This window comes from Rhizobium albus, from assembly GCA_030160035.1.
GTDB classification, from domain to species: Bacteria; Pseudomonadota; Alphaproteobacteria; order Rhizobiales; family Rhizobiaceae; genus Georhizobium; species Georhizobium albus.
Genome location: BSNO01000001.1, coordinates 511,454 through 525,548 on the forward strand (window position 1 = coordinate 511,454; position 14,095 = coordinate 525,548).

The 14,095-nt window shown below is 59.7% G+C and carries 8 protein-coding genes, 1 tRNA gene and 1 pseudogene; 7 read left to right on the forward strand and 3 right to left on the reverse strand.

The genetic code is table 11. From position 1 onward, the window contains the following. Positions 1–2 precede the first annotated feature (2 nt). Together QQL76_RS02540 and QQL76_RS02545 are read left to right on the forward strand one after the other, a co-directional pair. Positions 3–908, forward strand: coding sequence for an ABC transporter permease (locus tag QQL76_RS02540; RefSeq protein WP_499206242.1), 906 nt, complete (start codon positions 3–5; stop codon positions 906–908). Next, a complete protein-coding gene (locus tag QQL76_RS02545) occupies positions 905–1,723 on the forward strand; it encodes an ABC transporter permease subunit (protein ID WP_404863882.1) in 819 nt (272 codons plus the stop codon). Before QQL76_RS02540 ends, QQL76_RS02545 begins: the two co-directional genes overlap by 4 nt. Positions 1,724–1,771: 48 nt before the next feature. Here QQL76_RS02545 and QQL76_RS02550 read toward each other — a convergent pair whose 3' ends face one another. Then, positions 1,772–3,574: an AsmA family protein gene (locus QQL76_RS02550; RefSeq protein ID WP_499207093.1), complete on the reverse strand. Its 1,803-nt coding sequence runs from the start codon at positions 3,572–3,574 to the stop codon at positions 1,772–1,774. Between the two features lie 225 nt (positions 3,575–3,799). Here QQL76_RS02550 and QQL76_RS02555 point away from each other — a divergent pair, with 225 nt between their 5' ends. Next, on the forward strand, positions 3,800–5,761 hold the full coding sequence (locus QQL76_RS02555) for an acetoacetate--CoA ligase (protein WP_499206243.1): 1,962 nt from the start codon (positions 3,800–3,802) through the stop codon (positions 5,759–5,761). A gap of 311 nt (positions 5,762–6,072) precedes the next feature. On the opposite strand, the gene QQL76_RS02560 is transcribed toward QQL76_RS02555, so the two are convergent. Continuing rightward, entirely contained in the window at positions 6,073–9,564 is a 3,492-nt protein-coding gene (locus QQL76_RS02560; RefSeq protein ID WP_499206244.1) for a sensor histidine kinase, read from the reverse strand. Here QQL76_RS02560 and QQL76_RS02565 point away from each other — a divergent pair. The 4 genes and pseudogenes from QQL76_RS02565 (at position 9,523) to QQL76_RS02580 (ending at position 11,768) form a co-directional block, all read left to right on the forward strand. Beyond that, positions 9,523–9,846: a hypothetical protein gene (locus tag QQL76_RS02565; RefSeq protein ID WP_499206245.1), complete on the forward strand. Its 324-nt coding sequence runs from the start codon at positions 9,523–9,525 to the stop codon at positions 9,844–9,846. The two genes, QQL76_RS02560 and QQL76_RS02565, sit on opposite strands and share 42 nt — an antisense overlap. Continuing rightward, complete coding sequence (locus tag QQL76_RS02570; protein WP_126008648.1) at positions 9,821–10,279, forward strand: phasin; 459 nt, start codon at positions 9,821–9,823, stop codon at positions 10,277–10,279. Before QQL76_RS02565 ends, QQL76_RS02570 begins: the two co-directional genes overlap by 26 nt. A 189-nt stretch (positions 10,280–10,468) precedes the next feature. Continuing rightward, positions 10,469–10,545: transfer RNA gene (locus QQL76_RS02575), tRNA-His, on the forward strand. A 145-nt stretch (positions 10,546–10,690) separates the two neighbouring features. Next, positions 10,691–11,768, forward strand: a pseudogene (locus QQL76_RS02580) (IS3 family transposase). A gap of 640 nt (positions 11,769–12,408) precedes the next feature. On the opposite strand, the gene QQL76_RS02585 reads toward QQL76_RS02580, so the two are convergent. Beyond that, positions 12,409–13,899 carry a ubiquitin-activating E1 FCCH domain-containing protein gene (locus QQL76_RS02585; protein WP_499206246.1) on the reverse strand — a complete coding sequence of 497 codons (1,491 nt, stop codon included), beginning with the start codon at positions 13,897–13,899 and terminating at the stop codon, positions 12,409–12,411. Between the last annotated feature and the right edge of the window lie 196 nt (positions 13,900–14,095).

Genomic DNA, 14,095 nt, shown 5'->3' on the forward strand with positions numbered 1-14,095 from the left:
CGATGGGCGCTGCCGCACGCAGATGGCTTCTGATCGCCATTCCCTATCTCTGGCTGCTGATCTTCTTCCTCGTCCCGTTCTTCCTCGTCTTCAAGATCTCGTTTTCGCAGACCAACATCGCGATCCCGCCCTATCTGCCGGTGTTCGAGTGGACGGATGGGTTTGCGGTCTGGATGGAGAAGCTGCGACAGCTGTCTCTCGACAACTATCTGTGGCTGACCGAAGACCCGCTCTACTTCAACGCCTATCTCTCGAGCCTCAAGATTGCCTTCGTCTCGACGGCGTTGGCGCTCGCCATCGGCTATCCGCTCGCCTACGGCATGGCGCGCGCGCCGGCACATTGGCGACCGCTTCTGGTGATGCTGGTCATCCTGCCGTTCTGGACGAGTTTCTTGATCCGCGTCTATGCCTGGATCGGCATCCTGCGCCGTGAAGGACTGCTCAACCAGTTCCTGCAGTGGCTCGGCGTGATCGACCAGCCGCTCACCATCATCAACACCGACATCGCCGTCTATATCGGCATCGTTTATTCCTATCTGCCGTTCATGGTGCTGCCGCTCTATGCGGCGCTGGAGCGAATGGACGAGAGCCTGATCGAGGCGGCGCAGGATCTTGGCTGCACGCGCCTTGCGGCCTTCTGGAAAATCACGTTCCCGCTGTCGTTGCCGGGCATCGTGGCCGGCTGCATGCTCGTGTTCATTCCGGCCGTCGGTGAATTCGTCATTCCGGACCTTCTCGGCGGGTCAGATACGCTGATGATCGGCCGTACGCTCTGGGTGGAGTTCTTCTCCAACCGGGACTGGCCAGTGGCATCGGCCGTCGCCACGCTGCTTCTGCTGATCCTGGTCGTGCCGATCGTGATCTTCCAATATTATCAGGCGCGTACGCGCGAGGCCGAGACACGATGAACAGGCACTGGTCCGGCTTCAACATCGTGTCTGTGGTGGTAGGCTTCGCCTTCCTCTACATCCCGATCCTGCTCTTGATCATCTACTCGTTCAACGAGTCTCGGCTGGTCACTGTTTGGGCAGGCTTCTCCACGCGCTGGTACGGCGAGATGCTGCGCAACCAGGCGCTTCTCGACGCGGCATGGGTGACGCTGCGCGTCGCGCTCGTGTCGGCGACAGCGGCGACGCTGCTCGGAACGCTGGCAGCCGTGGTCCTCGTCCGGGTCACACGTTTTCGCGGGCGGCTGCTGTTCTCGGGCATGGTTTTCGCGCCGCTCGTCATGCCGGAAGTGATCACCGGCCTGTCGCTGCTGCTGCTCTTCATCGCGATGAATCTCGACCGCACGATCTTCACCGTCATGCTGGCGCACACCACGTTCTCCATGTGCTTCGTTGCGGTGGTAGTTCAATCGCGGCTGGTGACATTCGACCGGTCGCTCGAAGAGGCGGCGCAGGATCTTGGCTGTACGCCGCTCAAGGCGTTTTTGACGGTGACGTTGCCAGTAATCGCGCCAGCGGTGATTGCCGGCTGGATGCTCGCCTTCACGTTGTCGCTGGACGATCTCGTCATTGCGAGCTTCACATCGGGCTCCGGCGCGACGACGCTGCCGATGCGCATCTACAGCCAGGTCAGGCTTGGCGTCACGCCGGAAATCAATGCGGTGTGCACGGTCTTGATCGCGTTGGTGACCACGGCAGTCATCATCGCTTCGGTGATCAACAAACGCAGCATGGTCCAGCGTGAGCGTGCCGAACAGCTTGCCCGAGCCGGCTGAGGTTGATCGACCCCAAGTCTTTGAGCGTGCAGATCCGCCCTGATCCTGTCAGTTGCCCATCACAGGCGAAATCACCGGCGCAGGCCAGGAGCCGCCGACGAAGAACCGCAAGGCCGGCGGAGCCGCGGGGGCTTCGGCACCCTCAGCGGCTTGAGCCGGCGCGTCGGTGATCGCACCGGACATGGCAAGACTGCCGCGATCGAATGGAATGAGGCCAGACAGCGCGACCGTCGTGTTTCCGGACAGGATCTCCGCCGTCTCGATCTCCGCCGTGCCATTGGCGAAGGTGGTGGCGAAGCGTGCTGAGCGGAAAGGCAACTCGCCTTCCGATGCGCGTGTGAGGCTGAAGAACCGTTCCTGGGATGCCAATGTGCGGAATGTCTGCAGGTTGAAACCCGGGATCGACCCTTCGCCGATCGTCATTTCCAGCCGGCCCTGCAGGTCGCGTGCTGTCGTTGCCCAAACGGGGGTGGGCGAGGAGACCGCAAGATTGAGCCTGCCGCGCCCGCGCGGCAGCGGGCCCGTCACGCCGGCAGCCTGATAGGCGGCACCGAAATCGACGTTCTCGGCCGTCAGCTGAATTTCGCCGCCGCCGTCGAAGCCGTTCTCGGAAATGATTATGCGGCCCATAATGGTGCCACCGTAAGCAGAGGCGTCGCCGATATCGAACAGGGCGCGCCCACGTTCGACCCGCGCTGCCGCTGCGAGGTTTTGCAGTTCCAGGCGTCCAATGCGCGCCGTCTGTGCGGAAAAGCGAAGGTCGAGCCCGAGCTGACGCAGAAAACCGGTGTCGATCGACGGGGTCAGCTGTCCACCATCGAGTGGCAGGGGCGCAAACGCGTTCAGGAAAGCGCCGACGTCGAGCGCATTATAGGCCAGCGTCCCGGAGATTGCTGGCGGGGCGTCGTTCGTCCAGTTCAGAGAGAGCGCACCGATCCCACGGTTGTTGTCGATGTCGAGCAGCACATTGGCGAGGTTCACCTGGCCCGCGGCAGCCTGAATTTCGGCCTCCAGTTCGAGCGCGCTGATCGCTTCTCCGGGCTTCAGTTCTGTTCCAGACCATTGCAGCGCGCGGCGCACGGAGGGGCTGGAGAGTTCCAGATCTCCGGTGAAGGATGGCGATGCCGAAGCAAGGCTCGCCGTGCCCGAGAGATTGAACGTCAGAAGCTCGGAAGACACGTTGAGCCGTAGCGGAGCCTGAGTGCCGTTCAGCAGTTCGACCGGCCGCTCCGCGTTGACGACTAGACGCACGGGCTCGCCGCGCAGAACGCCGCCCAGTTCCAGCCGCGCGCCCATGCCGACGCGTGGCCAGACCAGATTGCCATTGATCGCGCTGACGCTTTCGCTGCGATCGTTGCGTCTGTCATCATAAAGAAGCGTGCCATCGCGAAATTCGAGATTGCCAATCCGTGACATGTCGAAGGCGAAAGGCTGTGGTTCGGCCCCGCTGGTGCTCTCAAGCTCTTCGTCTGTCGTCGAAAGGTCGTCTGCATCATGCCAGTTGCTGACGCCGTCTTCGTCCAGCACCACACGCGCGACCGGGCGCTGCAAGGCAATGTCTGAGAACTCCGGATCACCGAGCACCACGGACGCCAGACCGAAATCGGCCTCGATGGTTTCGGCCGTCAGCAGGGGCTGCTCAGGATCGGAATCGGAATGGATCGTGACGTTGGTGATCTTGATGCCCGGAATTGGGAAGAAGACCATCTCCACGGCGGGATCGAAATCTACGCGGTGATTGGTCGCGTCTTCCAGCTCAATCCGGAGATGTTCCCCGATCCGCTGCTCCGAAACGAAGAGGGGGATGCTCAGCGCGCCGCCAATGATGAGAGCTATGGCAAGGACAAGCACGAAGAGCCATCGGACGCGCCTGAAGCCTTGCCGGGATGTGTCGTCAGCGACCAAATGCGTGTTTCCGAAAAGCCGAATGCGATGATCCTGCCCTGTGGTTAGAGCCTCCTTCCCGCAAATGCAATCAAAGCGCAGGACGGGCAACCGTGGGTCGCCGCTCCTTCAACAGCGGTCCGCACAATGCTATGCGGGTATCGCGTGAGCCTCAGGGAGATGAATGAAGCGATGAAGACGGACGACAATCAATTGCTCTGGACGCCTTCGAGCGCTGACATCGACGCTAGCCGCATGATGGAATTTGCCCGCTTTGCCGGTGCGCGAGCCGGCAAGACGTTCGACACATTCGACGCGCTGCACGCATGGTCGGTCGCCGACATTCCTTCCTTCTGGTCGTCGGTATGGGACTATTTCGAGGTCAAGGGCGAGAAGGGCGCGACGCTGGCGGAGCATCTCGACCGCATGCCGGGAGCATCGTTCTTCCCCGATGCGCGGCTGAATTTCGCCGAAAACCTGCTGTCACGGACAGGTGGCGACGATGCCATCATCTTCCGCGGCGAAAACAAGATCGAAACTCGGCTTTCCTGGGATGATCTGCACGCGCTGGTGTCACGCCTGCAGCAGGCCATGCGTGCCATGGGCATCGGAGCCGGTGACCGCGTTGCCGCGATGATGCCGAACATGCCGGAAACCGTGGCGCTGATGCTGGCTGCCACCTCGATCGGTGCCATCTGGTCGTCCTGTTCGCCGGATTTCGGCGAAAGAGGCGTGACCGACCGGTTCGGCCAGATACAGCCGAAGCTGTTCATCGCCTGCGACGGCTACTGGTATAATGGCAAGGAGCAGGACGTCTCCGCCAAGCTCGTGCCGATCGAAGCGTCACTGGCGCCCGAGCTGACGCTGATCATCCCCTATCTCGGCAAGGCGGACGGCGTCGCCGGGCAGCTGAAGAACGCGACCACGCTTCCCCAGTTCATCGCAGCCTATGAGCCGCAGGCCGTCACGTTCGAACGGCTGCCATTCGCGCACCCGCTCTATATCCTCTTCTCGTCCGGCACGACGGGTGTGCCCAAATGCATCATCCACTCCGCTGGCGGCATGCTGCTGCAGCACCTGAAGGAGCATGGTCTCCATTGCGGCATCCGGTCCGGCGAGCGGCTCTTCTATTTCACCACCTGCGGCTGGATGATGTGGAACTGGCTCGTCTCGGGCCTGGCGGTTGGGGCGACGCTTTGCCTTTACGATGGCTCGCCCTTCCATCCCGACGGTAACGTGCTGTTCGACTATGCCGCCGCCGAGCGCTTCGCCGTCTTCGGAACGTCGGCAAAGTTTATCGATGCGGTGCGCAAGGCTGATCTTGCGCCTGGCCGCGATCACGATCTGTCGGCACTGCGGCTGCTCACCTCCACCGGATCGCCGCTTTCGCCCGAAGGCTTCTCGTTCGTCTATGAGGGGATCAAGAGCGATCTGCATCTCGCATCGATTTCAGGCGGCACGGACATTTGCGCGTGTTTCGTGCTCGGTGTCCCGACCAAGCCTGTGTGGCGCGGCGAGATCCAGGGTCCGGGGCTCGGCATGGCGACGGATGTCTGGAACGACGACGGCGAACCGGTCGTCGGCGAGAAAGGCGAACTGATCTGCCACAAACCGTTTCCTTCCATGCCGATCGGCTTCTGGAACGACACGGGTGGCGCCAAGTACCACGAGGCCTATTTCGATCGCTTCGGCAATGTCTGGTGCCACGGCGATTTCGCCGAGCGGACCGAGCATGGCGGATTCATCATTCATGGCCGATCCGATGCGACGCTCAACCCAGGTGGCGTGCGGATAGGAACCGCGGAAATCTACAACATCGTCGAGCAGATGCCGGAGATCACCGAAGCGATCTGCATCGGGCAGGACTTCGATGGGGACGTGCGCGTCGTGCTCTTCGTGCGCATGGCGGACGGAATAACCCTGTCGGAGGACGTTCAAAAGTCGATCCGCACGCGCATCCGCCAGGGCGCGTCGCCACGGCACGTGCCGGCGAAGATCATCGCCGTCAGCGACATTCCCCGCACGAAATCAGGCAAGATCACCGAACTGGCCGTGCGCGATGTCGTTCACGGTCGACCGGTCAAGAACAAGGAGGCGCTCGCCAATCCGCAGGCGCTGGATCTGTTTATAGACCTGCCTGAGCTCAGCAGCTGACGCAGCCCTTCGGCAGCTGCCCTCATTGAATGAACGCTCTTTTTCGGAGGATGATGGTTAACCAGCCCTTTCGGACAAATTAACCAAGCAACGACAAGTGTTGCTGATCCGTTAAAATTGAGGAATTCCGTTAAGAGGTTGGTAACGCCGGACGCGCCATCTTGTGTGCAACTTGAGTGCAGCCACTTGTTGCGACCGTCCCAGCCGATTCGCTTAATGGCTGCTGGTTATTTCTGCTCAAGCCCGCCGAACAGCATTTGACTTGAAGGAGGCCGCCGTGCCTCCTTTTTTTTTGCGCTGCGTCCCAACGCTTAGTCTGCGAGGACGCGCTGGGACGGGAAGGTAACCTGGACCAACGTGCCTTCGCCCGGTGCGGATTCGATGGCGAAATGCGCCCGGTTCGCTTCGACCATTGCCTTCGTCAAAGGCAGGCCGAGGCCCGTGCCATCGCCACGCGGACGCATCGGGCTGGTCGGCCCTTGGCGAAATGGCTTCATCGCATGGTCGAGTTCGCTGCGAGACATGCCGATGCCCGTATCGCGCACGCGCATCACGACCTTGCCGCTCGCATCATAGAACGTGGACACCACGATCTGCCCGCCCGGAGGCGTGAACCGCACGGCGTTTGCCAGAAGGTTGATCGCGATCTGCTTGACCGAGCGCGGATCTGCCACGACGTCCGGCAAAGCCGTGGACAGACTGGTGCGAATGATGACGCGCTCGGCATTTGCCTGTGGCTGAAGAAGCGACACGGCTTCGGCAAGAAGCTCGTTCAGCGAGACGGCGGAGAAATCCATGTCCTGCTGGCCAGCTTCGATCTTGGAGATGTCGAGCAGATCGTTGACGATATCCAGCACATGGCGGCCCGAACGGCCGATGTCGTGCGCGTATTCGAGATAGCGTGCAGAGCCCAACGGGCCGAATCGCTCGGTCGACATCATTTCTGAAAAACCGATGATGGCATTGAGCGGCGTGCGAATCTCGTGGCTGACGCGCGCGAGAAACTCGCTCTTGTGGGCATTGGCCGTTTCGGCGCTGCGCTTGGCAGCACGCAATTCCTCTTCGGTCCGCTTCCAGTGGGTGATGTCTCGCATCACCGCGCAGTAGCCGTTCGAGCCCCGGAGGCGCCCAAGCGTCATGAAAAGCGGAATGAAGCCTCCTGAGGCTTCCCGACCGATGACTTCGCGGCCATCATTCAGCACGCTCGCCACGCCATGGTCCGAAAGGCTCGCCACATAGTCGAGCACGGCCCGCTGGCTCTCATGGGCAAACAGCATGGCAAAGGGCTGATGCAGCGTTTCGTCGGCCTCATAGTCGAAGAGGGCGCTTGCCGAACGGTTCATCGAACGGATCGAGCCATCTTCGTCGAGAATGACGACGCCATCGGTCGCCGTTTCGAGAATGGAGCGCAGTTCTTCCATCTCGATTTCGGCGTTGGAGGGCGAGGCGCGGCGCTCTTCTTCCCCATCGTCGACAAGCTCCTCACGGAGCGGCTCGACGGCAAGTTCCCCGCGGAGCGGCTCGACGACAAGCAGCAGTGCCGAGCCATCGTCCCAGCCGACGGATTGCAGCTTGGCGTCGACCTCGATGGGATTGCCGTTCAGGCGCATGAGGCGCAGGCCCTTGGCGGCCGGGTCGACCGCTGACAAGGCGCTGTCTTCCATGTCGAGAAAGAGCGCGTCGAGACCGCCCGAAGTCTCGAAATGCGCACTGTCGGTGTAGCCGGTGAGGCTCAGGAACTTTGCATTCGCGTACAGCATCCGCTCGCCCCGCAACACGGCCAGAGCGACGGGCAAAGCTTCGATGAAAGCAGCGGTGAGATGGATGCGGCCGGGCCGTCTTGGCGCTTCGCTCGCGACTTCGACCGGCGGGACTTGCGGAAGTTCGGTAACCTCCGCTTGAACCGGATCGACGCGTTCGTCACTGCCACCTTTGAGCGTTACGGCCGGTAGCTCCACCGTCGCGGCAATTGACAGGTCCGGCTCGGGCAGGGTGACCGCTGCGACGAATTCTGCGGCCGGCAAGGCCTTCGGCAGTGTCGGCGCGATAAGCGCGACCGCTGCGACGGGTTCAGCCGGAGGAGGGGGCGCAACGGGGGCTCGCGCCTCTACAGCCGTTGGGGCAGCCGCGTTGCGATCCGCATCTGCGTCTTGCTTGCGGGCGGCATCACGGCTTGCCAGACGACGGCCGAGCTCCTCGCCGATCTGATGGAATACGGCCTGATCGATCTTCGACAAGCCCTCGCGCCCGCGGCTGCGATGCTCATCGAGGTCGATGACCTTGTCCGACGAGCGCCTCGCCGGCGTTTCCACGATGCGCAGTGCCGGCACCTCACCGCGGAATGGATCGTCCGCCAGGTTCTCGCCTGGATCCGACGCGCGATGTTTCGCAGCGGGTGGCGCGCTGTCGTCGTTGGACGGCACGGGGATCACCGCCGGTGGACTTTCTTCGGATGGCCTGCGGAGCGGCAGTTCGATGACAGGATCCTGAGCCTTAAGGTCGAGGACCGCGGGTATCTCGGATAGAAGTGATGGGGCCGCTGCCAGAGGCTCCGGCGTTGGCGAGACCTTGGCTTGTGGCGTGAGGGAGAGACCTAGACGACCGGCATCTTCGACAGCTTCGGCCACGCGCACGATACCGAAGCCCCTGAAGCCTTCGAAGGCGCGGTCACGGGAATAGGTGGGCAAAGCGGCCAGGTCGACCGGCACGACCAGAGGCGTGCCCTGCACGGGCCACATCACGGTCTTGCCGGACCAGGTATCGCGGCGGTGCAGCAGATCGATGATCTTGCGCTCGGGATCGAGATTGAAGACCGTCGCCACATCCTCGAAGGACCGGCCGACGATATCGGCTGCATTCGGACCGATGGTCTTGCCGAATTCGGGCGAGACTTCGCTGAAGAGCCCATCAGCCCCGATCTTCCAGGCAAAGCGCACCGGACGCGCCGTGATGTCGAACTCGAACCGATCGACTGCAGGAACGCCCGAGACCGTGTCCAATTCACGGGACCTATCGGCACTGGGTGCGGCGGATGCAGGTGCAGGCGGTTCAGCGATCTGAGGTGGCGCTTGCAGCATCGGCGACGGTGCGGCGTCGGTGGTCTGCGGAGATGCGGGAGCGGCCTGCGGCGCAGATGCTGCCGCCATTTCAACGACGAAGATGAGGTTCAGCGGCTGGCTGTCGCCGATCCGCGCGATAGCGGCGGGCATCGCCCCGTGGGCCGTGATGATGCTGCGCTTGATCAAGCGGCTCCGCTCGCGATCGACCGAGTCGACCAGGGCCACCAGTTCATCCGGAGAAATTCGCAATCCATCGAAGGTCATCGACTGTGCGAGCATGTTCGCATCGCCATCGAGCACAGCCACATGCGTCTCGGTGTCGCCGAAGCCGGAAATCATCGCCTGGGCGCGGTGGATGCTGTCTCTCAAGCGCTTTTCCGGGGGCATGGCCAGCAGGAGTGCGGGCTCGCCGCCGCTCAAGGTCATCGGCTCCAGAACGCAAGGCGTGGCGACGCGCCGAAAGCCGGAGCCGACGCGCAGGATGAGCTTTTCGGCCTGGCCGGATGCGGCGACACGCCCCGCCGCGGTTTCAACCTGGCGCGCGAGCAGGCCTTCCTCGAAAGCCTCGTCCTCCAGAAACGTATATATGCTTTCATAGCCAAACTGCGTGGCAGCGGCGCCGTTCGCCCAATAGACGTAATCCACCGTCGGCGACAGCACCGCAAGGCCGGCCCCTTCGGAGTACCGCTCACGGATCGAAGGATGAACGGCGATCTCGATGAACGGATAGTCGTGCGCCGGCATATAAAACCCTATCCGCTGGCCGAATTCGCTGGCAAGGCTTTGTTAATCATAGGCTTCATTAAGGCTTTTTTAATAATGCCCGCGCGCCCTTGGGTCCACCCAAAGCCTCCGCCAAGCCCCTGCTTTCGCGGCAAAAGGTTAACGCTGATGCTGCGTCGCAGGAAAAATGTTGCAATGCACAATAACATCCCTTATATGAGCTTCATCGCCAAGGGACGCCTCATGAGAGGGTTCCAAACCAAAGGAGCGCATCATTATGGCTACTGCCAAGAAAACTGCTGAAGCAGAAATCTTCGCTTTCCCGAATTTCGACCCCGCAAAGGTCACCGACACCTATCGCGAATTCGCTGAAAAGGGTGTTGCCCAGTCCAAGGAAGCCTATGCCAAGATGAAGGCTGCCGCCGAAGACGCCTCTAAGACCATGGAAACCACTATGGAAAAGGCGCAGGCCGGCACCGTTGAGCTTGGCCTCAAGGCGATCGACACCATGCGCGTCAACACCGAGACGACGTTCTCCCACATGGAGAAGCTGCTCGGCGTGAAGTCCGTCGCCGAGATGATCGAGCTGCAGTCGTCCTTCCTGCGCACGCAGATGGAAGCCGCCGTCGACCAGGCCAAGGGCTGGCAGGACGCCGTACGCACGGTTTCTGAAAACGTCTCCCAGCCTGGCAAGGTCGCCGTTGAGAAGTCCATGAAGGACATCAACGTCGCCTGATGCGCTGATTGCCCGGGGCGGGTATCGACAGTCGAAAAGGGTTGGCGCAAGCCAGCCCTTTTTTGATTCCATGCAGGACGATGCGCCTCAACCAGACGGCAGTTTCCCTTCAGCTTTCCGCTTGCAAAACCGCAAGCCAGCCGGTATCAGACGCCACACGTGACGCCCCTTACGGGCGCCGACCCTTATGCGGTTGTAGCTCAGTTGGTTAGAGCGCCGGATTGTGGATCCGGAGGTCGGTGGTTCGAGCCCACCCAACCGTACCATTTTATCCAATTAAATCTGATACTTATTGCCAGAGCGGTCTCCGCGAAGTGGGCTTTGCCACCTCGATTTTCGCCATTCGTACCATTCTCGTACCATTTTTTAGACTCTAGGCGCTGTGGATGTTTGTCAACAGACTGCGCCGCGATGGTGTTCACAACCCCGGCGTGTATCCTCTTTAGGGACTGGAAGGAGCATAAGGCGGGCATGACGGCCAGCGAGCTTTGCCGCAAGCATCGCATCTCAGACGCGACCTTCTACACCTGGCGCACAAAGTATGGAGGTGTCGGAGGCCAAACGGCTGAAGGCTTTGGAGGAGGCGAATGTCCGCCTGAAGAAGCTTCTGGCAGAGCCGATGATCGATGTATCGACGCTGCGCGAGATGCTGGCAGAAAACTTCTGACGTTCCGCTCAAGGAGAAATGCCGTGAGTTGGGCAGTCGAAGAGAACTCGCAGCGGCGGGCCTGTGCCCTGGTCGGCATTGCGCCGCGTGTCTACCGATACAGATCCAGCCGGTCGGAAGATGCTGCTTTGCGAGCACGTCTGCGGGAACTGTCATCGCAGCGACGGCGGTTCGGCTACCGCCGCATGTACCTGCTGGTGAAGCGGGAGGGTGTTTCGGTGAACTGGAAGAAGCTCTACCGTATTTACAAGGAAGAGCACTTGACGGTCCGAAAACGTGGTGGGCGCAGACAGGCTCTAGGCACGAGAGCGTCGATGGCCATTCCGCAGGATCCAAACCAGATATGGTCATTCGACTTCGTGTCGGACGCGTTGGTCGACGGACGCCGCTTCCGCATCCTGTGAGTGATCGACGACTTCAGCCGGGAGTGCCTGGCGACGATCTCCGGCGAACGTGTCGCTCGTGAACTGAATGCGATCGCCGAAAGGCGCGGCTACCCCTGCATGATTGTCAGCGACAACGGCACGGAGCTGACGTCAACCGCCATGCTAGCCTGGCAGCAGGATCGCGGCGTCGAGTGGCACTACATCGCACCCGGCAAACCCAAGCAAAATGGCTTCGTGGAGTCATTCAATGGCAGGCTTAGGGACGAATGTCTCAACGAGCACCTGTTCCGAGCTACCGCCATGCACGCGAGATCATCGAGACATGGAGAATAGACTACAACCTGCACCGGCCCCACACAACCTTGATGGGCTCACACCGAACGAATTTGCGATCCTGTCTGGGATGGACCACAGCGTGAACAGAGATAGCCTATGAATGGGGACATTCAGGTGAGGCATGTCAGGTTGGATCTAGAGCGGGTAACTCGTCCCCTAATATGTCAGCGGCAGTTCCGCGATCCGCTCCAGCCCGGGTTGACAGAGATGGACATTATATTGCCAGACGGCGACGATGCTCGCGCAAAATGTCAACATAAGTCCTAAGCAACGCCATCCCGATAGGGCAAAAATGTCAACATTACCGAACGAGCAATCATAACTGCCAGCGATGATCGGGAAAAAATTCGTCTCCTGTACATATTTTTTTTTGACATGACTTTTTTATCGATTGTCGGCATTGTTGTTAATTATCGAGAAAATTGATTCGTCAGCTGTTATTCTGTAAGATGGCGCGTAGCCATTCTTACAGTTGAAGGGTCTGTCGGTATGATACTGGTTGGAACTATGCTGTGGCCGAGCGTTCCAGCAGAGTTTCTGATGTCCAGCCTGTGAAGGATCAAATTCTACTGAGATTCGCCAACTGTTGTGACTGGCAAGGGTGGCGCGAAGCGCCTTATCCCAACCTTGAAACCACAAAAAGTCAAATTATCTATGGCGTGCACCTATTACTAAGTTTGAACGGCATGTTCGATCATAGCATATCAAGATTACAGATTGCAGCGTTATAAGGCAGGCGCTTATTCAATGGAAGTCTTCCCAATTACGTATGTATTTCCGTCGGCTACTGAAGTTATTTGGCCGTTGAATGCAATCATTTGATCAGCCTCCGTCTGATCGAGCGATGAGAAGAGAACCTCTGCGCCGTACATCGCGAACAATTTCGGGTCATTTGATAGTTTCACATCCCATAGGCTTGAAAACATATCGATGACCGGTTTGTAGATCGCGACTACGCCTCCCTCATTGGAGATCAACGACTCAACAGCGTTCGAATTATAAGTCGACAGCTCGAATCCCAAGATGTTCGCCGTCGCAACTGTCCCCGTAGTAAACGCGATGTTGCTTCGGTTTCCTGAGCCCTCGAACAGGATTCGAGGAGCGCTGAACATTTCGATAAATGGAAAACTGGTGTCGGGAAATGCGATTTCGATCTGCGGCTGACCGTAAGCGACAATGTAAGCGTCTGCTAGGTTAATTCCCTCAGTCCTTGCTATGTAAACCGGACTTCTTGTCTGACGGCGAATGGCGACACCGCCACCGGCGTAGGTTCCCAGATTGGTCGTGTCCAAATCAGTTGTAACAGTATCGGCCGTGACAGCGGTGACTTTAGCGATGAGCTGGGACAACTCTCTCATGCCATCGACATAAGCGAAAACCACTTCATCACCTATTTCAAGGCTGTGATCACTCAGCGTGAGTACTGCACTGCGGCTGCTTGTGACGTTGGAAAGGTGCCATTGGTCATGTGTCGGCAGGTAGCGAAAATCACAGTTTCCTTGCAAAGATATGTTGACGTTGCTTGTTGATCCGCGAATGACTTTGCCGAACTCCGAAACGAAGGGATGCGCATCATACCCTTCGACAACCGCAACCCGCCCCTTGTGGTAGCTGTTGTAGTAGGTGCAGTGGTCATGTTTGGCTGTCTCTTGACCAAACGCAATCCAGCAAGCCTCTGAAAAAAAGCCATCGGTCGCCACGTCGTTGAATTGGACGTTATCGCAAAACTGCGCATGCTCCAGCCGCGCAGCCTGCCATGCCGAGCGCGGCATGCGTTCACGGTCTCCGTGAAAGCCGATGCCGTTCATCTCGTAGCCACGCGATCCGCTGAGGTCGAGCATCGGCTTGCCTTCGCATTCCCCGTACAAATGGCCTCCGCTCATTTTCCAGTTCCATGCTGTGATTGCGGTGGCGTCGACGGTATCGGTCAACCGCCATCTTCCTCCGGAAAAGCTCATCTCGATTGGAGCCTGCTGGCCTCCGCTCTGAGCCATCAACTCGCGAAAGTATCGAAACATGGCGTTGATCGCGCCGGTATCATCCTGGATCCCGTCGCCGCGTCCTTGAAACTGGAAGGGAGAGAGCACGATCTCTGATTGGGTTACCCTGCCAGGTGCGATTGCGCCGCTCTGTTGCTCAGCCGGAACAAGGGGCTGGGCACTCGACACCGATGTGGAGGCAGCGAGGCATCCGGAAGCATATAGGAAGTTTCGTCGTGTCAGTTCTGTCATCAATCAATCCAGTGCGTAAGTCGTCATTTTGGGCGAAGTTGCAACTGGAACGGCGCTGATCAAAGCACCCCTCAGCCGCCCAATACCTTGGAGATTTATTTCTTCCTGAAGGCCTTCACACCGTATCGCTCCGACGACGACTGGCCTCGCTGCGTCCATGCAGATATGTCGGATTGCCCCTGCCCACGTCCAGCCT

Bases quoted from the DNA above. Each gene is read 5' to 3' on its own strand.
- QQL76_RS02540 (WP_499206242.1), top strand. From the start codon at position 3: ATGGGCGCTGCCGCACGCAGATGGCTTCTGATCGCCATTCCCTATCTC.
- QQL76_RS02545 (WP_404863882.1), top strand. From the start codon at position 905: ATGAACAGGCACTGGTCCGGCTTCAACATCGTGTCTGTGGTGGTAGGC.
- QQL76_RS02555 (WP_499206243.1), top strand. From the start codon at position 3,800: ATGAAGACGGACGACAATCAATTGCTCTGGACGCCTTCGAGCGCTGAC.
- QQL76_RS02565 (WP_499206245.1), top strand. From the start codon at position 9,523: ATGAACGGCGATCTCGATGAACGGATAGTCGTGCGCCGGCATATAAAA.
- QQL76_RS02560 (WP_499206244.1), bottom strand. From the start codon at position 9,564: ATGCCGGCGCACGACTATCCGTTCATCGAGATCGCCGTTCATCCTTCG.
- QQL76_RS02570 (WP_126008648.1), top strand. From the start codon at position 9,821: ATGGCTACTGCCAAGAAAACTGCTGAAGCAGAAATCTTCGCTTTCCCG.
- QQL76_RS02585 (WP_499206246.1), bottom strand. From the start codon at position 13,899: ATGACAGAACTGACACGACGAAACTTCCTATATGCTTCCGGATGCCTC.